Annotated in this window: 21 protein-coding genes and 1 pseudogene; 11 read left to right on the top strand and 11 right to left on the bottom strand. The window is 57.8% G+C overall.

Annotation, left to right across the window (positions count from 1 at the left end; translation table 11 throughout):
* Window positions 1-118: 118 nt before the first annotated feature.
* The 4 genes from AAFG16_RS39005 to AAFG16_RS38990 all read right to left on the bottom strand — a co-directional run bounded on the left by AAFG16_RS39005 (window position 119) and on the right by AAFG16_RS38990 (window position 4439).
* Window positions 119-802 (bottom strand): response regulator transcription factor, encoded by a 684-nt coding sequence (locus AAFG16_RS39005; RefSeq protein ID WP_342733982.1) that lies wholly within the window; start codon window positions 800-802, stop codon window positions 119-121.
* The gene (locus AAFG16_RS39000) at window positions 799-3474 is read right to left on the bottom strand and encodes a PAS domain S-box protein (protein WP_342733980.1); all 2676 of its coding nucleotides are present in this window, start codon (window positions 3472-3474) and stop codon (window positions 799-801) included. Before AAFG16_RS39000 ends, AAFG16_RS39005 begins: the two co-directional genes overlap by 4 nt.
* 119 nt (window positions 3475-3593) lie before the next feature.
* On the bottom strand, window positions 3594-4040 hold the full coding sequence (locus tag AAFG16_RS38995) for a hypothetical protein (protein ID WP_342733978.1): 447 nt from the start codon (window positions 4038-4040) through the stop codon (window positions 3594-3596).
* Window positions 4041-4070: 30 nt separating this feature from the next.
* Window positions 4071-4439 (bottom strand): antibiotic biosynthesis monooxygenase family protein, encoded by a 369-nt coding sequence (locus AAFG16_RS38990; protein ID WP_231164280.1) that lies wholly within the window; start codon window positions 4437-4439, stop codon window positions 4071-4073.
* Window positions 4440-4536: 97 nt separating this feature from the next.
* Between AAFG16_RS38990 and AAFG16_RS38985 the strand changes: the two genes are divergently transcribed.
* Both AAFG16_RS38985 and AAFG16_RS38980 read left to right on the top strand, forming a co-directional pair.
* Window positions 4537-5010, top strand: a complete 474-nt coding sequence (locus tag AAFG16_RS38985; protein WP_271608495.1) for a MarR family winged helix-turn-helix transcriptional regulator — start codon at window positions 4537-4539, stop codon at window positions 5008-5010.
* A 2529-nt stretch (window positions 5011-7539) separates the two neighbouring features.
* Window positions 7540-8061 carry a hypothetical protein gene (locus AAFG16_RS38980; protein ID WP_342733971.1) on the top strand — a complete coding sequence of 174 codons (522 nt, stop codon included), beginning with the start codon at window positions 7540-7542 and terminating at the stop codon, window positions 8059-8061.
* Window positions 8062-8146: 85 nt separating this feature from the next.
* Here AAFG16_RS38980 and AAFG16_RS38975 read toward each other — a convergent pair whose 3' ends face one another.
* The 4 genes from AAFG16_RS38975 to AAFG16_RS38960 all read right to left on the bottom strand — a co-directional run bounded on the left by AAFG16_RS38975 (window position 8147) and on the right by AAFG16_RS38960 (window position 11373).
* Window positions 8147-8743, bottom strand: coding sequence for an aminodeoxychorismate/anthranilate synthase component II (locus AAFG16_RS38975; protein ID WP_283081602.1), 597 nt, complete (start codon window positions 8741-8743; stop codon window positions 8147-8149).
* Window positions 8740-10134 (bottom strand): aminodeoxychorismate synthase component I, encoded by a 1395-nt coding sequence (pabB, locus tag AAFG16_RS38970; RefSeq protein WP_342733967.1) that lies wholly within the window; start codon window positions 10132-10134, stop codon window positions 8740-8742. The genes AAFG16_RS38975 and pabB overlap by 4 nt, the downstream gene beginning before the upstream one ends.
* A gap of 153 nt (window positions 10135-10287) precedes the next feature.
* A complete protein-coding gene (locus AAFG16_RS38965) occupies window positions 10288-10605 on the bottom strand; it encodes a Dabb family protein (protein WP_092220779.1) in 318 nt (105 codons plus the stop codon).
* A gap of 132 nt (window positions 10606-10737) precedes the next feature.
* Window positions 10738-11373, bottom strand: a complete 636-nt coding sequence (locus AAFG16_RS38960) for a GntR family transcriptional regulator (protein WP_342733963.1) — start codon at window positions 11371-11373, stop codon at window positions 10738-10740.
* 114 nt (window positions 11374-11487) lie between these two features.
* Between AAFG16_RS38960 and bioB the strand changes: the two genes are divergently transcribed.
* From bioB to panC, 7 genes and pseudogenes are all read left to right on the top strand, one after another.
* Window positions 11488-12543 carry a biotin synthase BioB gene (bioB, locus tag AAFG16_RS38955; RefSeq protein WP_342733961.1) on the top strand — a complete coding sequence of 352 codons (1056 nt, stop codon included), beginning with the start codon at window positions 11488-11490 and terminating at the stop codon, window positions 12541-12543.
* Window positions 12534-12886: pseudogene (gene panD / locus AAFG16_RS38950) on the top strand (aspartate 1-decarboxylase). The gene bioB and the pseudogene panD overlap by 10 nt, the downstream one beginning before the upstream one ends.
* Window positions 12887-12962: 76 nt before the next feature.
* A complete protein-coding gene (locus AAFG16_RS38945; protein WP_342733959.1) occupies window positions 12963-14114 on the top strand; it encodes an 8-amino-7-oxononanoate synthase in 1152 nt (383 codons plus the stop codon).
* Window positions 14114-14749 carry a dethiobiotin synthase gene (gene bioD, locus AAFG16_RS38940; protein WP_342733957.1) on the top strand — a complete coding sequence of 212 codons (636 nt, stop codon included), beginning with the start codon at window positions 14114-14116 and terminating at the stop codon, window positions 14747-14749. The genes AAFG16_RS38945 and bioD overlap by 1 nt, the downstream gene beginning before the upstream one ends.
* Window positions 14746-16011, top strand: a complete 1266-nt coding sequence (locus AAFG16_RS38935) for an adenosylmethionine--8-amino-7-oxononanoate transaminase (RefSeq protein ID WP_342733955.1) — start codon at window positions 14746-14748, stop codon at window positions 16009-16011. Before bioD ends, AAFG16_RS38935 begins: the two co-directional genes overlap by 4 nt.
* A 1285-nt stretch (window positions 16012-17296) precedes the next feature.
* Window positions 17297-18169, top strand: coding sequence for a 3-methyl-2-oxobutanoate hydroxymethyltransferase (gene panB, locus AAFG16_RS38930; protein WP_342733953.1), 873 nt, complete (start codon window positions 17297-17299; stop codon window positions 18167-18169).
* 13 nt (window positions 18170-18182) lie between these two features.
* The gene (gene panC, locus AAFG16_RS38925) at window positions 18183-19022 is read left to right on the top strand and encodes a pantoate--beta-alanine ligase (protein ID WP_342733951.1); all 840 of its coding nucleotides are present in this window, start codon (window positions 18183-18185) and stop codon (window positions 19020-19022) included.
* Between the two features lie 10 nt (window positions 19023-19032).
* Here panC and AAFG16_RS38920 read toward each other — a convergent pair whose 3' ends face one another.
* Both AAFG16_RS38920 and AAFG16_RS38915 read right to left on the bottom strand, forming a co-directional pair.
* Window positions 19033-20142 carry an IS630 family transposase gene (locus AAFG16_RS38920; RefSeq protein WP_080137402.1) on the bottom strand — a complete coding sequence of 370 codons (1110 nt, stop codon included), beginning with the start codon at window positions 20140-20142 and terminating at the stop codon, window positions 19033-19035.
* Between the two features lie 365 nt (window positions 20143-20507).
* Window positions 20508-20654 (bottom strand): hypothetical protein, encoded by a 147-nt coding sequence (locus tag AAFG16_RS38915; protein ID WP_342733947.1) that lies wholly within the window; start codon window positions 20652-20654, stop codon window positions 20508-20510.
* Between the two features lie 1125 nt (window positions 20655-21779).
* On the opposite strand from AAFG16_RS38915, the gene AAFG16_RS38910 reads away from it, so the two are divergent.
* A complete protein-coding gene (locus AAFG16_RS38910) occupies window positions 21780-21980 on the top strand; it encodes a hypothetical protein (protein WP_167381163.1) in 201 nt (66 codons plus the stop codon).
* Window positions 21981-22127: 147 nt separating this feature from the next.
* Here the strand turns inward: AAFG16_RS38910 and AAFG16_RS38905 are convergent, their stop codons facing one another.
* On the bottom strand, window positions 22128-22331 hold the full coding sequence (locus tag AAFG16_RS38905; protein ID WP_194389448.1) for a hypothetical protein: 204 nt from the start codon (window positions 22329-22331) through the stop codon (window positions 22128-22130).
* 369 nt (window positions 22332-22700) lie between these two features.
* Between AAFG16_RS38905 and AAFG16_RS38900 the strand changes: the two genes are divergently transcribed.
* The gene (locus AAFG16_RS38900; protein ID WP_167336577.1) at window positions 22701-22958 is read left to right on the top strand and encodes a hypothetical protein; all 258 of its coding nucleotides are present in this window, start codon (window positions 22701-22703) and stop codon (window positions 22956-22958) included.
* The last annotated feature ends 496 nt before the right edge of the window (window positions 22959-23454 follow it).

Here is a 23454-nt window from a genome sequence, read left to right as displayed (position 1 = left end):
CGTCGTCAACGACGGAAATAAAAGGCGTGGACAAGACGAGCCCTCCTGAAGCGGGAATAGCGGCTGCAAGCATAGCCACCTTGCGCGAAAAGGGGGCTCGACTGATAAACTTGTAAAATCATACTTGCGTTTGTTCAGGATGATTAGTGCGAACTCCCAGCGTCTCAGTCATTCTGATCAAGTCTGCCAGCGAGCGTGCACGCATCTTTTTCATTACGTGTCCCCGGTAGATCTTGACCGTAATCTCGGCGAGCCCAAGCTCGGCGGCGACCTGCTTGTTCATCAGGCCGGCAGCGACCAGTTTCATCACCGCCTGCTCGCGCGGGCTTAAGGTCTCAAATAAAGACTGCAGGTTCGCGACCGTCTGCTGAGCCTCCCGTCTTTTGCGATCGCGTTCGGTCGCCGCAACCACGGCATCAAGCAGTTCCTGATCGCGAAACGGTTTGCTGAGAAAATCGACCGCTCCTTCCTTCATGGCCCTGACAGTCATTGGAATGTCGCCATGGCCGGTAATGAAAATGATCGGAATATGTATGTTCAACCTCGCGAGCTCGGTCTGGAAGTCAAGGCCGCTCAAGCCTGGCAGCCGGACATCAAGAACTAGGCAGCTAATAATGTCCGGGATTGGGCTCTGCAGCATTTCGCGCGCCGATCCGAATGCAATGACGCCTAGCCCTACCGATTGAAAAAGGTTCGTAAGCGAGCGACGCATGGAGATGTCATCCTCCACGACGAAGACGGTCGCCTTTGTCGAGGACTCGGCATTGCCGACTTTACCTGGCGAGTCAAATCGTCCTGTCACCAGACTGCCTCCTTATGCGGCGGTAGGGCAACTTGGAAGGTCGCGCCCGGTCCACTTTTGTGGACCATCGACAGTCGTCCTCCGTGAGCTTCCACAATCGACCGGCAGATTGAAAGACCCATTCCAAGGCCAGTCGACTTGGTGGTGAAGAAAGGATCCAAGACGCGGTCCGCGTCGTTCTCGGTGATGCCGACGCCGCAATCGGTCACGGCAAGGTGGATGTGCCCCACATCGTTCTTTGATGATTGAATCAGCAGTTCGCACGTCCGGTCGGTAACTGCCTCCATGGCTTCGATTCCGTTCATCACGAGATTGATGATCACCTGTTGTAGCTGAATCCGATCGCCGAGGATCCTAGGCAGCCCTGCCGTCAACTCGGTTCGTAACGTCACTCGGTGGCTCACCAGCTCTCGTGTTACCAGCGCAATGACGTCCTTAACGACCTCATTGATATCGAGCGGCACCATCTCAATCTCGCCCTTCTTTGCGAGCGCGCGAATACGACGGATCACCTCGCTTGCCCGGATTGCGTCTTCGATGATCCACTCCACCGAAGAGCGGGCGGCGGAAAGATTAGGCGCTTCCCGGCCCATCCAACCGAGGCACGCATCGGCGTTGCTGATAATAGCGGCGAGTGGCTGGTTTATTTCGTGGGCGATGGAGGTTGTCAGCTCTCCTAATGTCGTTACACGCGTCACATGCGCAAGCTCCGACTGTGCCCTTCGTAGTTCTTGTTCGGCTTGATCGGCGCGAATGGTAGCGGTGATGTCAGTGCTGACGCCACGGTAGCCGAGAAAATTGCCCTTTCCATCGAAAAAAGGCTTGCCGCTCGTGCGGACGTAGATCGGAGAACCTGTCCGATTCACGGTGCGGTAGACGAGATCCCGAAACGGAAGATGGGCCTCCAATGTCGCCCGATGCTGCCGCCACTTCTCGGGTTCCTCTTCGAGGTCGCACGCAATGTCCCAGCGAAGCAGGCCGATCAATCCTGTCGCCAAAATTCCCGCAGCACTGGTGTGCTCGGATAAGTGAGTGACCTGATGATCCGGCCCGGTCTCCCAGAGCCAGTCGGAAGCTGTTTCGGCGTAGTCGCGAAAGCGCTGTTCACTTTCGCGCAGCGCGACAAGTGTGTTTTCCAGGCGTTCCCTAGCTGCGTATTGCTCGGTCACATCCATATGTGTTCCGATCAGCTCGCTGACGTTGCCATCGCTGCCAACCACCACGTGCGCAACGGAGTGTATGCGTCTTATCCCGCCATCCGGTAGAAGGATACGAAAATCATATTCGAACCGCCGCTCCTTGTGTTCAATCGCCTGGCGCTGCACCTCCTCCAGCCGCGGCAAGTCGTCCGGATGGATGCGCGATCGAATGGTCTCGATCGATACCGGCTCTTGTGGGCTAAAGCCGAACAGACGATCGACCTCGGCGGAGCGATACACGAAATCTAGACCGTAGACGTCCCAGGACCAGCTGCCCGTGTGACTGAGATGCTGGGCCTCGGCCAGATAGGCCTCGCTGCGGCGCAGCTGCTGTTCTGCTCGCCTCGCCGCAGTGATATCCGTAGCTGCCCCAACAAACTCGATGTCACCAGAGGCTGTTCTCGTCGGCCGTGCCTGCGCATGGATGTGCTTTACCGAGCCGTCCGGTAGCAGAAGCCGGTATTCGTGCTCGAAATCGCTCGGGTCTCGCATCGCGCGATCGATAATTTCTTTAACCGAAGCCCTATCATCTGGATGAGTGCGCTCAACGACGAGCTGCGGCCCCGGCTGCACTCTGTCAGGATCTAATTGGAAAATGCGAAATGTTTCCTTTGACCAGAAGGCCTCGCCCGTAGTGGGGTTCCAGCTGAAGCTGCCTGTGTGACTCAACTCCTGCGCCTGGGCTAAATGTGCTTCGCTCCGCTGCAGGGCAAGTTCTGTCCGCCTTCGCTCCGTGATATCTTCGCAGGCGATAAGGACAATGGGCTGCTCATCGCCCCAAAGCATGGCTTTGGCGTTTTCACGTACCCACAACACCGAGCCGTCCTTTCTGACTTTCCGGACGTCCCACGTGCGCGTTTGTCCGACATCCTCAAGGCACGTCCGAACGCATTCGCGAACGAAAGGGCGATCCTCCTCGAGAAATACGTCCAGCACTGATCGGCCGACCAGTTCAGCAGGAGCATAGCCGAGTTGTGTCGCGCCGAGTGAATTGACGTTGAGGATAGTGCCGGCTTCATCGACCATGAAGTACATGGCGGGATTGTGCTCGAAGATGGCGCGCCACCGCTTTTCGCGATCCTCCAAATCGGCCGCACTCCGCTGAAGCTTGGCCGCAACGACACGCGCAGCCTCTCTTTCCTGGCGGAGCTTTCCGATCAGGTGCGCTCCCACAATCGAGGCAATAAAGAATGCAACAACCACCGGCAGATCTTGGGGGTCATCGATACGCAGGCTGAACGCCGGCGGCGCAAAGTAGTAAGCGAGAGCAGCGATGGCTATGATGCAAAGCGCCGACGACGCGATGAAGCTGCCCATCAGCGAAAACAGCAAGATCACTAACAAATACGCGAACGCCGTCGCGGCGAAATGCGCGTGAAGGTACAAGCAGGCCAGTGTTACCACGGTCAGGGTTATGCTGCCGAAGGTAAACTGAAGGGCTGAACGTTCTAAATTGCTGATCGGGCTACGCATTCTGATACCATCCGGCCTGTTCTCCGGCGGGAGAGCTATAACATTTTAGGGCGCGTACTGATAAGCCACGACAATACCGGGCGTCAGATCAGTTGTCCGCGCAGTTCTGGTTCCGGTGATCAAGCGGGTTTGTGGCGCAACCATCCCTTCATTTTGAGACCGTCCCGCATGTTGAGAGCAAGAAGTGTAATGTTTGTTGCGCCCGCCACGAGCTCGATCACCTGCACAGCATAGAACGTGGCATCGAATTCAGCCGCCTGAGCCTTGGACGCAAGGAAGAGCGCAGACGGGATAAGAATCAGGATGCCGTTTCCTGCAATGAATGGCATGCGCTTGAATTTGGTCCCGATCAGTCCGGCTCGGCGCGCCTTTGCCAAGATGACACCTGTACCACCGGTCGCAGCGAGCGCCGGAATCAGCAACAAGAAACCCCACGGTATGGTGCTCTTAACCGCTGCAACTGTGGCATGGGACGCGAACAGCTCGCTCAGTACCGTCGACAGCCAAAATGTGCCGATCGTTCCGATAGCCAAGGCGCCAGCGACAGGATGGATCAACTTGATCATGAGTATCTTCCCTTCCTAAAAAGAGCAGGGCTAGGCCACGCAGATGCCGGGCACGGCAACTTTCTGGAACAGATGAGGGGAGGCTATCGCGGAGGCCGGATAGCTGGCGATTTTTGCTAGAAAGTCAGGATGGGTGAAGGCCGCGCGGAAGTGTGCGGTGGATTCCCAGACGGCGTAGTTCAGATAGGTCGAGCTGTCGCCGAGAGCTCTGTGCAGCTGAGTGGAAATGAAGCCCGGCTGTCGCTTCATGAACGCTGCGTCGTCCTGCCAGGTCTTGAGAAAAGCCGCCTCATCGGCTTTGTCGAGCGTGAATGGGTTCACCAGGACGACCGAATTTGCGTCGATAGCGATCTGGCGGTCGATCGGGAAGGAAGGGTCGAGTGGGCGTAGCAGCGACATGAGTGCCTCCATTGCTATTTGATATGTGATGTCTAATTGGTATTATGACCACATACCACTTTGACATCATGATGTCAATACAAAGCAATGGTGACAAATGAAAAGAGCCAAGCGAAGCCCGGAGGGTGACGCCCTGACCGACCTTGTTCTCGATCTATTCAGGCTCGACAGCCTATTTCTGACGGCCGGCGACCGTCTGGTCGCCCCGCTCGGCCTAACAAGCGCACGCTGGCAGGTGCTTGGCGCCATTGTGTCCGCCGAACGTCCCCAACCGGTCGCTTGGCTCGCACGTGACCTCGGCGGCAATCGTCAAAACGTGCAGCGGATTATCAATGATCTCCACAGAGAGGGCCTCGTATCTTTTGAGGTCAACCCGCATCACCGACGGGCGCAGCTCGTCGTGCTCACTAAGAATGGACAGCGCGCCTTCGAAGCCGCAATGGAGTTGCAGGCTCCCTGGATCAACGATCTTTCAGAAGGGTTATCGGTCAAGGATATACGGATTGTCCATCGCGTGATCACGGCCTTGCGAGATAAGCTTGAGGGCAGTCGTGAGGACAAGTCGGCCTGACATGGCAAAAGCATTGTGATTGGCCCGGCGCCCGTTATTCAAGCTCCCAAACTGGGGCTTCGAACCATGCGCCATGAACTAACGGACTACGAATGGGCAGCTATCGAGTCTATGCAGCAAACAAGCCGCGTGGAGCCCCTCGGGTAAAACGATCGACGCGTCCTCAATAGTATCTGCTGGATGCTGCGATCTGGTGTATGGTGGATTTAATGAGTTTCAACCTTGGTACGCGGTTCGCGCGCCGATTGCCCTCAAGCCGCACGACCTCATCGCGCAGAACCGTCCTCGGGATATCGTGCGGACTTCGAGTGTACAAAGCATCCAACACTGATCTTGATAAATCATGATTATCGAGAATTAACGGGAGGTGTTCTGCGGCCCACCTAAGGTTGGCAGTTCGTCTGGGAATTGCCGAGTGCATCTTCCAGGATAGCCTTAAGCCGCGCGGCTCCCTTTACCAGCTCGCGATCCAGGTCCGCTTTGATGGCTACGGCATAATCGTTGCCGAACTCTACGGCGTGGCCCGAATCGTTGTGGTCCAGCGTTCCTGGGGTAGGAGCTGATAGGCTCTTATACCCAGGGCGTGCGTATCGTTCGCGCAAGCAGCAACTCGTGCTTCATCATAGGGCGGGGCTTCGACTGTCGGCAGCAGATCGGCATCCAGCGCATCAGTTTAACTCCCCCACGAATACGCCTGGAGATCGATCAGAGAGTCCTCACATATGCTGTGGAATGTCGGCGCGCGCGTATATGACGTGCCGTCGTATCGCTTTGCGTGCAAGATGACATGCAGTTTGTTTAACTCCTTGATCGCCGTTATGTTCGATTGCGTGCAACGCTGCTCCAGGTCCCCAGCCAGATGGACAACAAGCTTCAGCGCGCGCAACCTTCTTCCTCAGAGCGCGAATTGTCTTTGAGGATCGCAATCGCCGCCGGAAGACCTTCGAGGATGCAAGTTCCCTGGTCGTGTTCATCCTTGCAATCAAGAGCGTCGTCATATGTCGGCCGATCGATGTCGATGTCGACGAAATGCCAGCGGTAGGTGTCCTTTCCTTCTGGCGTTGAATTTATAGTCGTACGCCCAGTTTGAGATGGCGGCCAACGAAGTGTGCCGATCGGCTCCTTGAGCTTGCGCCTGCGCTGCCGGACTTAAGTGCCGCTACGCCAGTTCCGCAATGACAGAATGACGTGGCTGTCCCCACGCTAGGGAAAATGTGCTGCCTACAGCGGTGCAGATCGCAAGTATGGGTCTGAGTGGTTGCCCAATATTGATGAACTGCGTCAAGTCGTTTGCGGACAAAGGCAGGTGCCTGGGTTACGGCACGTCGACCGGGGGCATGGATGCCGTCGGACGTGGCACGAAGCCATTTTGGTGCCGGTCACGTGCTGCCAACATGATCGTAAAAGCCGTGAGGAGGATTAGGAGAGCGCGCATGCAACAAGGATTACTCGAAACGATATATCGCAATTATGAAACGACTCACAGAGCGGGCCTGGGAGGAGGGGCGGCACTTACGGGGCATCCCACGGCCTATGGCCAGCAAACACCCCACAAATTTTGATACTCGTTCGTTCTCGCCGGCAGCCGCCGAACAGTGGCACGATTGCGCTTAAAAAATGCTTTTTCCCCTCGCAGACTGCAGGAATAGTGCAGCAAATTTGAGTGGGAATCCGGTGATTGGCTATTCACGACGAAGGCGGCAACCGCCCCCTCGTGCTGCTTCGGGGCGCCATGAAGGACGGTTCATGCGCAATCATGACATTGGGTCCGGCAGCCTGTTGGCGCTGACCGCGGCTGGGCTTGCGCCGCGTTGCTCGAGCCTGCTCGCATTTGCTTTCATCCCGCGGCCCGACCTGTGGTCGCGCTAGGATCCCTGCGAGACCTCACGCAAGATGGTACGCAGCTGGACAGCGGCGCTGGTATGTTTTCCACGTATGGAGGCCCGGCGCTTGCAGATGATCAGCTCAGGCATCCGTAGGGATCCGCTTCCTCGATTCGCGTCGTTTTCGCATGTAGTGCCGGTCTTTCTGAACGGCCGACCTGATCTCCTGGCTGGCCTTCGTGCAGTTGCCCATTAACAACGCAATTCCCCTCCATCGAACGATATAGTTAGTCTTATGATTGCGCTCGCATCACGCGTTTGTTGCGTGGGTTGCGCAGCATTTTTGCGCCAGGTCAACTTCGACGCTACGACTACCGACCCTCGAACAATCAGGCGCAGGACCCGCTGGAAGCCTCACCTAGCAAATCCCCGACGCGCATTGCCTTTCGGTGAGGCGGCCCTCTCAAGAGCACAGGTATGAATGTGCTTCACGGGTAATCCCCTCTACCGGCCCTCATTATTTACCTCACCACCTGCAGCGCAGTGCGTTGCTCGCAAAAACCCTGATGCGATCAAGACCCGGCTTTGGGGACAACATTGCTGAAAACGATGCAGCGGGGGTTGCGGCTCGAGGCAGCTCTTGACCATCTTCTGCTCTCGCGGCAACCAGAACAACCAAAGCAGATCGAGATGATGAGAGCGGGGTGTGGCTGTGACGGATCAATCCCAAGCTTCGGAGTTGCTGCCGGTCCTGCAGAGACCGTTGAAAGGCTTTCGGTGGATCTTTGCTCTTCTAGCCGTATTGCTCGTTCTTTGCGCCGGAGGAGTCTATTTTTTGACGAATATCGAAACGTTTGCCGAGGCGCCCTCGGCACATGAAGTCGTGCCTCCCACGCTTGGCTTGTCACCTGATGATAGGGACGTGCTTTTAGGGATCCAATCGGGGCAGCAGAAGACAGCCGATGAAATTGCCGAGCTCAATCGCAACGTCGATGCGCAGCAAGCCGAGCTAAAGCGGATCTCGGATCAGATCGCAGCCCTGACCCAAAGAATCGAGCAGCTGCAGAATCCGGCGCTTGTTGCGTCTCCTGCTCCTGCTGCTTCTTCGCCACCAGTGCGCACCACATCCAAGCCGGCCAAGAGGGACGTCCGGCCCTTAAAACCGCAAGGTCCGGTTTCTGTCGGAGGCGCGCCGCTGACTGCGGAGCCGAGCACGGAACAGCGCTGATTACCACAAAATGCCTACCATATGGCGGTGCTCGTAGAGACGCGGACACCAACGGTGCACCATCTTGATCGGCAGGCCGAGCCTCTCATTCGTCCGCGTGGTTTCGCAAATCCTCTGCGAGTCGCAAGAAGTTCATAAGCAGGACGTCCCCCTGTGAGGTAAGGATCGACTCGGGATGGAACTGGACGCCACAGGTGAGATGATAGCGGTGCGTGAGGGCCATGATCTCGCCTTCCTCTGAACGCGCTGTCACTATGAGGTTCTGCGTACATGACTGCTCAAACTCGACGATAAGAGAATGGTAGCGCCCAACGTCAAGCGGGGTTGGCAGCCCCTTGAATAACCCTCGGCCGTCATGCGCAACGTATGAGCGCCGACCGTGCATGGGCCGTTGTGCGCGCGCAACCCGTCCTCCGAAAGCGCTAGCAATACACTGATGTCCAAGGCAGATGCCGAGAATTGGTACGCGTCCTGAAAGTTCGCGGACCACTGCTCTCGATATTCCTGCCTCAGTTGGGGTGCAGGGACCGGGCGATATCACCACCGCGCGCGGCTTGAGACCAACGAGCTCGCCAATGCTGATAGCGTCGTTTCGGATCACTTCCGTTGCTTCACCGAGCTTGTGGAAATAGCGGGCAATGTTGAACACGAACGAATCGTAATTATCGATGATGATAATCAAAATGCGCCAGCTCGTTCAGAACCAAATGCATCAAAGATTCGCTCTGCCTTGGCGAGCGTTTCCTCGTATTCGGCCTCGGGCTCCGACAAGCCCGTTATACCGCTGCCCGCATGAAACACAGCCATGTCGCCGTCGATCGTGACAGTGCGGATCGCAATACTCGTGTCCATGTGCCCGTTGAAGCCGATGAAGCCGATCGCACCACAATAGATCTCCCGCGCTATGCGCTCGATTTCTGTAATAATTTCCATCGACCGCACCTTTGGCGCTCCCGTAATGGAGCCCCCCGGAAAGCAAGCACGGAGCAGGCTAACGGCGTCTTCCCCTCCGGCAAGTGCCCCCGTAACGATCGACACGAGATGGTGCACCGAGGCATAGGACTCGAGATCGCATAGAGCCGGAACCTCGACCGAATGCGCCGTGCAAACGCGGGACAGATCGTTTCGCAAAAGGTCCACAATCATCGTGTTCTCGGCATGATCCTTTTCAGAAGCGAGGAGAACAGCCGCACGGCGGTGGTCTTCATTGAAATCAGGCGAACGTGCGATCGTGCCCTTGATGGGTCGTGTCTCGACTTGTTGCTCGTTAAGCTTCAGGAATCGTTCCGGCGAACTTGAGGCGATGGTCAACTTTCCCCATCGCAGCAGGGCCGCAAAAGGCGCCGGATTCAATGATCGTAGCTGGCAATAGAAGGCGAGCGGATCAAACGAGGTCGGCAGGCGGGTGCTGAAGCGCTGCGCAATATTCGTCTGGAACACGTCACCCGCCCGGATCAAGTCGATCACGCGTTGTACCGCCGCAATGTAGCCCTCGCGGCTGAAGTTCGAGCTCCAAGCGCCTGCTTTGCTGGGATAACCATTCTGTGGCGCCATTGGACCGTCAAGCAATGCTGCAAACTCATCGGCCCGACGACGCGCTCGGTCGCTCCGTCGCACGCGATCCTGCTCCGGCCATCCGGTCGAGACGATCCAGCATTTGTTATCCCGGTGGTCGAAGCTGATGACCACGTCATAGAAATGCAGGATGGATTGGGGCAAACCCAGACCGGCAATTGCCGGCGCAAACAATCGCTCCAATGTCCTGTTCATGTCGTAGGCAAGATAGCCTGCCGCTCCTCCCTGGAATGGCGGGAGATCGGGACGATACTCTTGCGGGTACTTCGCGAGTAGCGTGCGAAGGACCTTCCATGGATCGGCCTCGAGAGTCAGTCCGTTCCATCTGGCTTGGCCGTTCGCGACCCTATAGGTGCTGAACGGGTCGCACGTTACATATGAGTAGCGGCCAAGCAGCTCGTGCCTTGCTGCGCTATCGAGAAACGTGAGATGCGAGCGATGCCCAAGACGTCGCATCGCTGTGAAAGGTTCAACCCACTGCAACTCGCGAACGTACATCGGATTATCGGCCGCTGGCCGCTGACGTCGTGAAAGGGCCATTCCATCTGTTGCCCCACCCGATGAGAGCGACGCCGGTCTCCGATGGCACGAAACTTGAGGCCATTGCCAAGTTAACCCGGCGGTGGACCTTTTGCTGCCACGGCACCTCGATCATCCTGCCGTTGAGGCGAAAGGAGTATCTAGTGATACATCGTAATCGGCCGCGAACCGCAGCTCGCGGAGCGGTCGGACCCGTTTGATCGACTCCTGGTAGAGATTGTGCGCTTTGTACGCTGCGAGCTCCGTCTCGCTGTCAAACTCCCCATAGACCACGATGTCAATATCGTTGCCGAGCTGATCGGTCTTGCGGTTGCGGGCAACCTCAAGCCGGCGCGCATGTGGTATCGCGGTGAGACGCGAAAGACCTTCGATGATCTGGTCGATATGCGCCTTGTCCTTGGCGCTGAAGAAGACGATGTGACGAATCATGGCCGTCCGGAGATGTCGCTAGCGGGGGCATAACTATCTGGAAATAGAACCCGTTGCAATGAGGCCAGTCGCTTACCGCATGATCGTCGCTTGCGATCGTCTGCGATCCGCAATGAAGCTTGCCAGATTTGTTCAGGACGCCGGAAGGGTAAGGCGCTCAATGGATTGAATGTGCCGCGTCAGCAGGTTACAGGCTTGATCGATATTGCGCGTTCGCAGGGCTTGCAGAATCAGGCGGTGATCTTGATTGGAGCGCGGTCGCCAGCCCACCGATCGCGCCATCGCGAACACCAATCGAGAATTGGCAAGCTGCAGTCCATCGAGGCTCGCGAGCAGACGCGGCATTCCGCACGGCGCGACCAAGGCTTGGTGAAAGGCGCGGTTGGCCATCTCAAACTCCTCGATCGTCTTTGCGCTGTCTCCTTCAATCACGGTGAGCTCGATCCGAGCCAAATGAGCTGTTGTGAGCCTTGGCCCCGAATGGCGCAATGCCACCACTTCCAGCGCAGCGCGCATTTCGGCGATCTCCTTCACTGAATGGGTATCGAGCGGGGCAACCCGAACACCGCGGCGTGGCACAGCGACAACAAGATGTTGTGCCTGCAGCTGCCGAAAGGCCTCGCGCACCGGGACGTGGCTGGAATTGAATTCTCGTGCAACGTGATCCTGACGCAGTGGCGCGCCTGGCTCTAAGGCGCCGCTGATAATGCGATCAGCGATTGAGTCCGCGATGCGCGCGACCGTCGTCATGTTGTCAGCAGTGATCATAGATTATCTACCGCAATAGTCGGTGCATTTGCGAGGCAGCTCGATTAGCATCTCTTCGAGAGTGATGACTATAGATAATTCATGCGATTATCTACAATTGAGCGGGATTGGATTATGGATGCTGCTGCGCAAGTCCACCGGAAGGAAGCAAGCAAAGGGGCGCAGGTACGTCATCATTGGAACGTCGAACGGGTGAAGGCGCTCTACGACCTGCCTTTTGCCGACCTGGTGTTTCAGGCGCAGCGCGCTCATCGCAAGAACTTCGATCCAAACCACGTCGAAACCGCGAGCCTGCTCAGCATCAAGACCGGCGGCTGTCCGGAAGACTGCGGCTACTGCTCGCAAAGCGCGCATTACGAGACCGGCCTGGAGGCCACCCGTCTGATGCATTGCGCCGATGTGGTTGCGAGCGCGCGGCGCGCGAAGGATGCGGGCGCGACGCGCTTCTGCATGGCCGCGGCCTGGCGCACGCCAAAAGATCGCGATCTCGATTCCGTCTGCGACATGGTCAACGCGGTCAAGCGACTCGGCATGGAAACGTGCGTCACGCTCGGCATGCTGACAGCGAGCCAAGCCGCGCGCCTCGCCGAGGCTGGCCTTGACTTCTACAATCACAACGTTGACTCATCACCCCAGTTTTACAGCAAGATCATCACGACCCGTAGCCTGCAGGACCGCATCGATACGCTGGCGCATGTGCGCGATGCCGGCATCAAGATCTGCTGCGGCGGGATTATCGGCATGGGCGAGCACATCGAGGACCGCCTAGGTATGCTCGTGCTGCTCGCCAATCTTCCTAACCATCCCGAAAGCGTGCCGATCAACGTGTGGAACAAGATCGAAGGCGTGCCGGTGGAAGACCACGCGGAGCCTCCCGATCCGATCGCGCTGGTCCGCCTGGTGGCGACCGCGCGGATCATGATGCCAAGGAGTGTGGTTCGCTTGTCCGCCGGGCGGCAATACATGAGCGATGAATTGCAGGCGCTTTGCTTCTTGGGCGGAGCAAATTCGATCTTCATCGGCGACGTGCTCTTGACCACCAAAAACCCGAAAGTTGACCGTGATGCGGATCTGCTGGCCCGGCTCGGCATCACGTCCGGGCTCGCCGGAGGGAAGCAGTGCGCGCAATATGTTGCCCCTACATCCCGCCTAGGTGAACAATGCAGATAGCTTTGATGAAGGGTAAAATCCATCGCGCCTCAGTAACCGAAGCTGATTTGCACTACGAAGGCTCGATCTCGATAGATCGTACGCTCCTGGAGGCGGCGGGAATGCTGATCAACGAGCGCGTCGAAATTTACAATGTCGAAACAGGGACGCGCTTTGCCACCTACGTGATCGAGGCGCCGCCGAGGTCTGGCACGATAAGCCTGAACGGTGCGGCCGCCCGATCGCAATGCCCGGAGACAAGATCATTATCGTTGCATATGCCTCATTCGACGAGGCCGAAGCAAAGATATTCAAGCCACGCATTGTGCGTGTGGACCAAGACAATCGCATCCTGGCAAGTTGAGCCTCAAGGGCCGTCCATCCTTCTTCAACCGTCAACGGATCTTTTGCGTGATTTGATGCGATCCTGGGAGCGATGAATGCGGTCAATGCAAGCAGCTAGACTTAGTCCCTACGTCGCAGCGTTGGATGCCTTGAACGAAGATAAACGGCTGCGCTGCCTCAAGCCGCGCGTGGGGATCGATTTCGCATCAAACGACTATCTGGCGCTCGGGAGCGCCCCCCGCATCAAAAAGGCGATAGTCGCCGCGCTCGAGGCGGGCGCTCCGGTTGGAGCCGGCGGGTCGCGGCTTCTGCGCGGCAATTGCGAGGAGCATGAACGGCTCGAAGCGGAGGCGGCTCAGTTCTTTGGCGCGGAGGCAGCGCTTTTCTTTGGAGGCGGCTATATCGCAAATTTTGCTCTCCTGACAACGCTGCCGCAGCGCGGCGATCTGCTCGTTCTCGACTCGCTCGTGCATGCCAGTATTCACGAGGGGGCGCGAGCCGGCCGCGCAGACTGCCGAATTCACGCGCACAATGATCCCCAGTCAATCGAAGATGCAATTCGCGATTGGCGAACCAAAGGTGGAGCGGGCCGCGTCTGGATTGTGGCCGAAAGTCTCTACAGTATGGATGGCGACTTCGCTCCACTCGAAGAGTTGGTGGCAATCGCCGATCGCCATGACGCATTTCTGATCGTGGATGAGGCTCATGCCACAGGAGCTTACGGGCTTCAGGGACGAGGGCTCACGGCCCCTTATGAGAGGCGCGACAATCTCATCGTCGTTCATACTTGCGGCAAAGCGCTCGGTGCGGCGGGTGCACTTGTTACAGCCTCCGGCATCCTACGCAACTTCATGGTCAATCGCTGCCGTCCGTTTATCTTTGCCACGGCCCCATCACCATTGATGGCCGTTGCCGTTCGAGAGGCACTCCTCATCCTGCGGGAGGAGCCGGAGCGGCAGCAACGGCTGGCCGAACTTGTTTCGTTCGCGCATCGGCAGATCACCTCCCTTGGTTTGCACACGCCGTCGACCTCTCAGATCGTGCCGTACATAGTGGGTGACAATGCTCGTGCAATGCGACTAGCCTCTGCTCTGCAGGGGCGCGGCTTCGACATCCGCGGAATTCGGCCGCCAACCGTCCCACCAGGCACCGCCCGTTTGCGGATTTCGTTGACACTCAACGTTGGTGAAGCTGACGTGCGCGCAATGCTCGATGCGCTTGTTGAGGTGACGAGGGGCTCGTTTTGATGAATAAGCGGATCATCGTGGCTGGTACGGACACCGGGGTCGGCAAAACGGTATTTTCCGCAGGGCTCGCCGGCCTTCTCGGCGCGAATTACTGGAAGCCGGTCCAGGCTGGGCTCGAACAGGAGACCGACTCCGAGTGCGTCCGCCGCCTCGGCCGCCTCTCGTCCGATCGCATTGTCCCGGAGCTCTATCGACTTCGGACGCCTGCCTCCCCTCATTATGCCGCGGAGATCGATGGCGTTCGCATAGACACGGAGACGCTTGGACTGCCGGACAGCGGCGAGCGGCAGCTCGTGATTGAGGGCGCCGGCGGACTCATGGTGCCGCTGACAGCGCGCACACTTTACATTGACATCTTCGAACGCTGGCAGCTTCCCGTCGTGCTTTGCGCCAGGACGGCACTGGGCACAATCAATCACTCCCTGCTCTCCATAGAGGCTCTGCGGAAGCGTCAGATTCGAATCCTTGGAATTGCGTTCATTGGCGAAAGAAACTCCGTAACTGAAAGCGCGATTTGCGAGATCGGAAGAGTGCGCTGGTTGGGGCGGCTCCCGTGGCTTGTTCCCCTCACGGACGAAAGGCTGCAGGCCGCTTTCAAAGACTCCTTTCTTGGCAGTGATTTCCTGAACCTATGACGATAGCCAAGAGGTCGCCGGTCTGGCACCCGTTCACGCAGCACGCTCTACAGCGGGACATGACGAAGGTGCTGCGGGGAGAGGGGGCCTATCTCTACACCGAAGATGGCCGACGCCTTATCGATGCAATCTCCTCCTGGTGGGTCGTGACCCACGGCCATTGCCATCCATGCATCGTGAACGCGATCCGAGAACAGGCAGGCAAGCTCAACCAGGTCATCTTCGCCGGATACACTCACGACCCGGCTGAGCAAGTTGCGACGGAACTATTGAAGGTCACCCCCCCGGCGCTCGAGCATGTGTTCTTCTCCGATAGCGGATCAACCAGCGTCGAAGTCGCGCTGAAAATGGCGCTCGGCTACTGGCACAATACCGGAAGACAGCGAACCCAAATTGTGGTGATGCAGCACTCGTACCATGGCGACACGATCGGGGCGATGTCGGTGGGTAGCCGAGGCGTCTTCAATGCGGCTTACGGGGCGCTGATGTTCGAGGTGACCTCGATTCCGTTCCCGGCAAGAGATCGTGAGCAAATAGCGCTCGATGCGCTTGAAAACGCGTGTCGAAACGAACATCCGGCAGCCTTTATCGTGGAGCCCCTGATATTGGGTGCCGGTGGAATGCTGATGTATTCTCCCTCGGTGCTAAGAGAGATGAAGCGAATCTGCGAAGCCTTCGACGTCCTGTTCATTGCGGACGAGGTCATGGCCGGCTGGGGGCGGACGGGTACCTTGTTTGCGTGTGAGCAGGCCGATGTCACGCCCGATATTGCCTGCTATTCGAAAGGCCTCACGGCTGGGGCGCTGCCGCTCGCCGTCACACTCTGTCGTGCCGATATTTTCGATGCGCATTATTCTGAAGATCGCACGCGTACGTTTTTCCATTCGAGCTCATATACGGCCAATCCAGTGGCCTGCGCCGCTGCCAAGGCCAATCTGGACCTGTGGCAGCAACAGGAATATCGCAGGCGGGTGGCATCCTTGGCCAGGATGCAAGAACAGGCACTCGCGCCATTTTGCGCCGATTCACGGTTCGCAAACGTCCGACGCACAGGAACAGTCACAGCGCTCGAACTCAACACGAGCGATGCCGGCTATCTGGCGGACATCGGGCCGAAGCTTTTGGCTTTCTTCCAAGCGCGGAATCTGCTGTTACGCCCACTCGGTAACACGATCTACGTGATGCCTCCTTACTGCGTTACGGCGGCCGATCTCGATGAAATCTATGCTGCGATCCGGGACGCTGCGGACTTGCTGATGTGAGGTGCCATAAAGTTTGCAATCGTCTGCAGTGCCAGGATCTTGCACGGCGTGTCCGTATTGCTGCCGTTTGAATTGCAAGGAGGATGCTGTGCCCACGGCTAGCAGGCTAATCGTGCTTTGAGCACTTGCTTTAATCGCTCCTGACCCAACTGGCGCAGCAATCCTGCGGACTGGCTATGAACGCGCAGCATTTAGCTGAAATGCCGGGCGAATTGTCTCAATCACGATAGAGAAATCCACTATCTTTGAGGAAATTCTCGGCGAGGCATTCTGTGGAAAGTACTGCTTCGCAAGGCAGCCGCACATCAGAGTCAAGGCTCTTTGATGGCTGCAAGACCAGGAAGACGGACCGCCGGGCGGCCGCACCGTTGGTGCGTGCGTGGTGCTGCCGTGAGGGGCAGCGGGGCTTCCCAAGTAAATGTCGACAGGAGGCGAGAAATGCACGTTGGCTCCCGTAATTCCCTCGACTATTCAGCCGTATGCTGCGCGATATGCGGCGGAAAGTTTGGGCTGATCCGCCATTATTGGTGGCGAACGGCCCTCTGCTCCAAGAAATGCGTCAACCGCTTCAAGGCGCGACGGGAGGCCGATCAGAAATGGCTTCGATGGTTGCGAGCGGCTTAGGACTGGGCCGAGCTGTGCCGGTACCGCCCTGGTCGGACTTGTTGCGAATTCGAGTGGCCCTATAGAGCGCGTGGAAATCAAGTGACAGAAGCATCGGCAAAAATAATCGACTTCAGGGCCTACAGGGCCGGCAGGTTGGCTCGGTCTGAGCGCCTTCGCGACGACGTCTACTCGACTGCGACTCTCGCTGCGTTCACAGCGGCCTGTCAGCTTTGGACGTTCCTGGCCTGCCATCCGTTTGCTTTGCTCGGCGCGCTGGCGCCGAAGCAGGAGCCTCACGAGTACCCCTAGGGCAGGCACGGAGGTGGGCCCCCAAAACGGAGTCCCCACTGCGCGCATCTCCAGCTGGGTCCGGTCGAGCCGTCACCGTTTGGAGAGACTGCAATCAGCCCAGAAACGCGTGCAGATGGTGGCTCGTCGCGAGCGCCGCTCCTCGATAGAGGCTCCGGCCGGCATAGTCGCTGAAACTGTAGGGGAAGACGAGCCATCGGGTGGTGAAATCGTGATGAGGAAGGTCTTGGCTCATGGTTGCGCGAGCATTGCACTATTTTTGCGCTGTTCTCCAGTTTTAGAGAACTGGGATTTCCATCCTCCATGCCATTGACAGGTTTCTCCCGCCTTCTCTAGGAAGCGCCGACGGTGTGTGGGGAGCGGATTCGATATGAGCCACAGTTCAGAGCAGCCTCTAGAACGTGTCACGATTCCGGCACTGCAGCAGTGGAAGGATGAAGGACGTCGTGTCGTGATGACCACCGCCTACGATGCGGTTGCGGCGCGCATCGCGGATCCCATTGTCGATATTATCCTGGTCGGCGATAGCGTTGGAAACGTCTGTCTGGGATTCGACAACACGCTGCCCGTCAGCGTGGCCATGATGAATCATCACCTGGAGGCTGTTGCGCGCACGAGGCCTCATGCCCTGCTTGTGGCCGACATGCCCTTTCTGAGCTTTCATGTCGGTTCTGAGGATACGATTCGCAATGCAGGAGGTTTTCTGCAGCGTGGCGCCGATGCTGTGAAACTCGAGGGTGGTGCCAAACGCGTCGAGATGGTACGCGCCTTGGTCGATTGCGAAATTCCTGTGATGGGACATCTCGGTCTGACCCCGCAGAGCGTCAACGTCATGGGTGGCTTCAGGGTGCAGGGAAGGACAACGGATACCGCCTTGCGGCTGCTCGACGACGCGCACCGTCTGCAGGAAGCCGGCTGTTTCGCTTTAGTTCTGGAGGGGATCCCTGCCGAGCTCGCGGCGCGAGCGACCGAATTTCTCACGATACCCACCATCGGAATCGGAGCAGGACCCGATTGCTCGGGCCAAGTGCTCGTGTTCCATGATGTTTTGGGGCTAACCGAAGGCCACCGCCCCAAATTCGTTCGTGCCTATACAAATGGATTCCAGCTGTTCCAGGAGGCGCTGTCGCGCTGGGCTGCCGATATTCGCAAAGGTGCATTCCCGGGCTCAGAGGAGTGCTATCGGCTTCCTGATCAGCTTCGCGATGCCATCGCCAATTGGGTGCCCTCCAATTCAATCTGAAGCAAGGTAAGAAATGCAAGTGATTACGAAGCTCGTTGAGCTGCGTCGGGCCCTTGCAGACGTCCGCGACGCCGGTAAGCGCATTGGGTTCGTTCCGACAATGGGATACCTGCACGATGGCCACCTGTCCCTGATCTCGGCCAGCCGTGGACACTGCGACGTCACTGTCGTTAGCATCTTCGTCAACCCCACTCAGTTCGGCCCAAATGAGGATCTCAGCAGGTACCCTCGCGACTTCGCGCGCGATGAAGCCTTGTGCCGTAATGCCGGCGCCTCCATCATCTTCGCGCCAGGTGCAGAGGAGATCTATCCGGCTCAGTTCGAGACCTTTGTCGAGCCGGGCGAACTCGCAAAACCGCTCTGCGGAGGTTTCAGGCCCGGACATTTTCGTGGTGTAGCGACTGTCGTCTGCAAACTATTGAACATGGTGCAGCCGGACCTCGCGTACTTTGGACAGAAGGATTTTCAGCAATGCGCTGTGATACGCCGCATGACGGTTGATCTGAACCTTCCGATCGAGATTGTCACCGTGCCAACTGTGCGGGAGCCGGACGGGCTGGCAATGAGCAGTCGAAACCGTTATCTCAGCCCGGAAGAACGCGGTCGGAGCCTTGCGATCAGCCGTGGCTTGTTCGCCGCAGCGCAAGAGTTTGCCTCAGGGGAGCGCGACGCGGCAACGCTGATTGCGCTTGCAACAAAGCATTTGGAATTGATCGATCGATTGCAGTACCTTGAGCTTGTCGACGCTGGGACTCTCAGGATTGCCGAGAGCCCGCTGCGCTATCCGGCGGTGCTCTGTGTCGCAGCGTACGTCGGCTCGACTCGGTTGATCGACAATGTAGTTCTGAGCTAGTCACGTGAATCTAAAGTTCGCCACATAAGGTCTGCTGGGCTTTGTGGCAGAAGCGTTTGACGGAAGCCAAAATCTGGTCTGCGGACTTGGTCCATTTGAAGGGCTTGGGATTTTTGTTGTGCAGGTCGATGAAGGTACGGATGTCGGCCTCGAGCTGCCTGACGGAGGTGTGAACACCTCGCTGGATCTGCTTTCGGGTGAGCTCAGCGAACCAGCGTTCGACCTGATTGATCCATGACGCGGAAGTCGGCGTGAAGTGGACATGATAATGCGGCCGACGGGCGAGCCACGCTTTGATCTTGGGTGTTTTGTGAGTGGCGTAGTTGTCCATGACGATATGGACATCGATCCCTTCAGGGACTTGAGCGTCGATCTCTTTGAGGAACTTCAAGAACTCGACTGCCCGGTGGCGCTTGTAGCATTTGCCGATGACGAATCCAGAGGCGACATCGAGCGCGGCAAACAGCGAGGTCGTACCATGCCGCACATAGCTGTGCGTGCGCCGTTCCGGTACGCCCGGCATCATCGGCAGGACCGGCTGCTCGCGATCCAGGGCCTGGATCTGGCTTTTCTCATCGACACTGAGGACAAGGGCTCGGTTCGGTGGGGAAAGGTAAAGGCCGACGATATCGCGGACCTTGTCGACGAACAGCGGGTCGCTCGACAGCTTGAATGTCTGGCTGCGGTGCGGCTGCAGGCCGAACGCCGTCCACATTCGGCGGATCGTGGTGTGGGAAAAGCCAGTTTCCGCAGCCATTGAGCGGATCGACCAGTGCGTCGCGTCGGGTGGCGTTGTACGCAATGTCCGCTCAATTACCTCAGCAACCTGATCGTCGTTGATGGTTCGAGGGCGGCCCGGGCGGGCCTCGTCAAGCAGGCCATCACAGCGATCCTTCAAAAATCGGCGGCGCCACTTGCCGACGGTGTGTTCGTGGAGGCCGAGTTCGACAGCCACAGACTTGCTTGGCAAGCCATCCGCACACCGCAGGATCGCGCGGCAGCGCTCAGATAGCGATCGGGCAACGCGATGACGACGAACTTGTCTCTCCAAGTACGCCCGCTCCGGCGGACTAAGCACCAACGGCGCGATCGGCCGGCCTCGCTCACCTGCATTCGCCACAAGCTCTCTCCTCTGTAGAGATTCGAGCTATCAACTAATGTGACGAACTTGCGTTCCAGATGACTAGCCCGTAGCCAGATCCGCAAGCGACTGCGCTCAGAAGCAGTCGAATCCGATCAGTTGGCGCTGAAATCCTCAAACATCCTGAAAGAGCTCTCGAACGCGATCCGAAACTGCTCCTTTACGTCCTAAATAACTGCCCCACACTCGAGCACTTGACGTCGGTTGATCGGCTCTCCGCTCAAGTGGAGCGAGACGGAGCCGCTCCACTCTGCAGAGAGCAGCCAAGCGCGGGTTCGCTTTTCGTATTATGACTTTGGCGGCTCGCTCAGACGTTCCGGGCCATTCTGACTGCTTTGCACGCTTTATACGACGTGGCGCAAAGCAATTTCAGAAAGTCGTACAACCAGCTGTTTGAGGCGCGCAATTTCCTGGCTGCAGCGCTCCAGCTCGTACTGTTCGGCCGTCATCACAGATGTTGTGCGACGTTGGCTGCTGCCGAGATGATTCATGTGGCTCCCTTTCCGTTCCGACAAACACAGCAGAAAGTCTGAACAGCCCAGTCGCTTCTCTTCGCTGAACGAGGCGCCTCGCCGTCAGATTGGAGTTTTCACATGCAGGCCGCGGCGGGCTGGTTTGCTAGCTCACTCCCTTCAAAGGGTTCGCGCCCAGCTCGCTGATGCGACCGCACGTTCGGCGACGCCATCTGGCTCATGGCTCATGCTCAGTTGCAGTAATGGCTTACAATGTGGCCGCGGAATATGCCGCGCTCCGGCTGCATGTGATCGCTCTGGGCGGAGACTGTAACAAAATGGCAATATCGATTAATGCGACGAGCCCCGCTCCCGCGCTCAAATCCTGCATTACGGCAGCGCCTCCGATTAATTTTCACACGACGTTCGCGTGCCCGTGCTTGGGCCTTCGGCTAAGACAGGCTTATATGTCCAAAGCGCAAGTCGCTACTGAGATCATCCGCCTGTAAGCGGGCATTGCCAAAGGAGGATCGCTCAAAATCGTGTGCTGCCAATACGTGCGATGAATTATTCGCCACACGTCCGTAACCATGAAATCGCTTCACGATCGCGAGCCGACCGGCTAGGGGGCAAGTCACGGGTCACTGATCGTGGCGTCAGATCTTGGCGCGATTTCGGCGCCAAGACAGGGCTGACACTGGTTTTTGACGCGAAGATATACTTCATCCCAACAATTGATCGCGACGTCCCTCTGCAGTGCAAGATGCGAAGCGCTCGGGCTTGGTTGGACGCGGCAGGCGCGATAAGCGGCAAATCCTCTGACCGCAATTGAACCTGATGAGATCGGCAACCGAACTGGCGCCGTCCGAACACATTGGCCAGCCGCAGCCGGTCAGCCAGTCCGGCGCGCAATAGAAGTCCCAGCATGCCTTGCGTAATCGCAGGGCGTCGCGTTGGGCTCTGAGCTTCGCCAAGCTTGTCAGTTAAGCCAGAGAGGGGCGACGAGAAAAGCAAAAGCAGGCCGATTAAGCGAGCTGCCGCAATTTGCACCGCCGTGAAAATCGGCTCACCTGCAGTCACAAAGCCTCACGCGATCTGATGTGCTTGCGTTGCGGCCCAGCAAATGTCCATTATTTTCCTCGATGGGATGAGGGAGATCTCCCAATGCTGGACGGTGTCACGACCGCGCTCCTGCGCACGATCCTGGAGGAGGTTTGCGAGAACGTCTCACCGTATGACGCCGGTGTCCGCGCCTACGTTGCTTCCAAAATCCTGGAGGCCGCCACTAGAGGTGAGACGCGGCCCGATCTGCTTAGACAGATAGGTCAGGAAGCTCTTTCCAAAGCGCCAACGATGTGGCGATAGATCTAGGACCTCGCTTGTCATTGAGGTGAATTTACAAGTCGCAGTGCTGAAGATCCTGGCCTGTTCTCTAGGTTCGGTCGCGGTCGCGTCGCCTGCGGCATGGCGACCCGGCTAGCTCGCAGAGGTGTATCCGTCCGCGCAGAGGTTTTACTCCCGTGCGAGCGCCGCAAGTGCCTTTTCGATCACTGTGATTTCTTGACTGACCTGAGCGATGGCTTCCGTCGGATCAATTCCGGTTACACGGTTCAACTTCAGCAGTAGCTCCCGCCGATGCGTCAGAAGGTTCTCCAGCGCGCTGCGGTTGTTTAGTTTCACATAACCGTCCACAATCAATCCAATCGAAAGAGACATCGAAACTCTCAAACAAACCTGTTCTCAACGAAGCTCCGTATAGCACATCGGCAGATGATGTTCAGCTCGCCGGGAGAGAATACCGACGGACGAGCTTGTTGGCGATAAGCCTCCGCCACCCGCGGCCTGCCAACCGTTCCTTGCGTCTTACAAGCGTCCAGCTCTGTTTGAGGGACTAGCGGAGCAGAAAATCGGCGCATGGCGAGCGAAAAACGCTGCGGATCGTCGAAATGGAGATGCTAGGAATGATATTACGAGCTGCCATGCCGAACGGTTTCCGCGATGCGACGACAGGCAGCGCGTTAACCAGCGACATGCTCGCCTGAATATCTCTTCGTAGACATTGCGACGACGTCAGGAGCGTCCAGGATGCTCGATGAATACTTCGCCCGCATTCGTGCTTACCGCAACAACATCCACCGCTATCGTCGCCTGCTGAAGTCGAACCTGTCGGATGTGGAGCGTCAGTTCATCGAAAAACGCCTCACCGAAGAGCAGATCGCGCTCGAGTCTCTTTCGGCCGAAACCTTCCCGCTCGCGTTTGGCCTTCGGAAAGGGGGCGGACGAGCCGGCGAGCTAGGCGCGGAGCCGCGAACGACGTGCGCGTCCGGAACCCCGGCGGTCTGATCTGCTGACCTGCGTGGGGCGCGGTGGCACCCTAGTTCTACTCAGGGATGCCCCAATTTTTCCGACGAAATCAAATTAAAGATCAATATGTTAGTTAGAGTGTTTCTGGGACGCGCACGCGACTCATCGAAGCAAAATGGCCGCGCGAGCGAGCGGCCGTTTGTCCCTGTCGTCGGGACGAGTGGGCTGGCAAGGGAATAGCCTGGCTCAGTAGGTTCAGCGTGCGCGTTCCGTCCGCGTTCAAACAGCACGCCACCGATTGAAGACGTGCAGGGGGCGCGGTAGGCTCGTGCAGGTGGTGATCAGCGGAGTCCTATCATGCCGCAAGGATCTATTCTTCTCGTGCACGGCACTGGTGTTCGGCTTGGCAATTACGAGAAGAGCTTAGAGGTCGCCGAGAAAACGGCCAGCGAGTGCAGCTTGGGACGGAATTTGTTCCCCTGTGCTATTAAGAGCAAGATTGAGTGCGCGAAGGCTTTCCGAGATGGCTGAATGT

The organism is Bradyrhizobium sp. B117 (genome assembly GCF_038969555.1).
Taxonomy (GTDB): domain Bacteria; phylum Pseudomonadota; class Alphaproteobacteria; order Rhizobiales; family Xanthobacteraceae; genus Bradyrhizobium.
This window is presented reverse-complemented; position numbering and strand designations above follow the sequence as displayed.

Bases quoted from the DNA above. Each gene is read 5' to 3' on its own strand.
- AAFG16_RS39000 (WP_342733980.1), bottom strand. From the start codon at position 3,474: ATGCGTAGCCCGATCAGCAATTTAGAACGTTCAGCCCTTCAGTTTACC.
- AAFG16_RS38995 (WP_342733978.1), bottom strand. From the start codon at position 4,040: ATGATCAAGTTGATCCATCCTGTCGCTGGCGCCTTGGCTATCGGAACG.
- AAFG16_RS38990 (WP_231164280.1), bottom strand. From the start codon at position 4,439: ATGTCGCTGCTACGCCCACTCGACCCTTCCTTCCCGATCGACCGCCAG.
- AAFG16_RS38985 (WP_271608495.1), top strand. From the start codon at position 4,537: ATGAAAAGAGCCAAGCGAAGCCCGGAGGGTGACGCCCTGACCGACCTT.
- pabB (WP_342733967.1), bottom strand. From the start codon at position 10,134: ATGTACGTTCGCGAGTTGCAGTGGGTTGAACCTTTCACAGCGATGCGA.
- AAFG16_RS38965 (WP_092220779.1), bottom strand. From the start codon at position 10,605: ATGATTCGTCACATCGTCTTCTTCAGCGCCAAGGACAAGGCGCATATC.
- AAFG16_RS38960 (WP_342733963.1), bottom strand. From the start codon at position 11,373: ATGATCACTGCTGACAACATGACGACGGTCGCGCGCATCGCGGACTCA.
- bioB (WP_342733961.1), top strand. From the start codon at position 11,488: ATGGATGCTGCTGCGCAAGTCCACCGGAAGGAAGCAAGCAAAGGGGCG.
- AAFG16_RS38945 (WP_342733959.1), top strand. From the start codon at position 12,963: ATGCGGTCAATGCAAGCAGCTAGACTTAGTCCCTACGTCGCAGCGTTG.
- bioD (WP_342733957.1), top strand. From the start codon at position 14,114: ATGAATAAGCGGATCATCGTGGCTGGTACGGACACCGGGGTCGGCAAA.
- AAFG16_RS38935 (WP_342733955.1), top strand. From the start codon at position 14,746: ATGACGATAGCCAAGAGGTCGCCGGTCTGGCACCCGTTCACGCAGCAC.
- panB (WP_342733953.1), top strand. From the start codon at position 17,297: ATGAGCCACAGTTCAGAGCAGCCTCTAGAACGTGTCACGATTCCGGCA.
- panC (WP_342733951.1), top strand. From the start codon at position 18,183: ATGCAAGTGATTACGAAGCTCGTTGAGCTGCGTCGGGCCCTTGCAGAC.
- AAFG16_RS38915 (WP_342733947.1), bottom strand. From the start codon at position 20,654: ATGAATCATCTCGGCAGCAGCCAACGTCGCACAACATCTGTGATGACG.
- AAFG16_RS38910 (WP_167381163.1), top strand. From the start codon at position 21,780: ATGCTGGACGGTGTCACGACCGCGCTCCTGCGCACGATCCTGGAGGAG.
- AAFG16_RS38905 (WP_194389448.1), bottom strand. From the start codon at position 22,331: ATGTCTCTTTCGATTGGATTGATTGTGGACGGTTATGTGAAACTAAAC.
- AAFG16_RS38900 (WP_167336577.1), top strand. From the start codon at position 22,701: ATGCTCGATGAATACTTCGCCCGCATTCGTGCTTACCGCAACAACATC.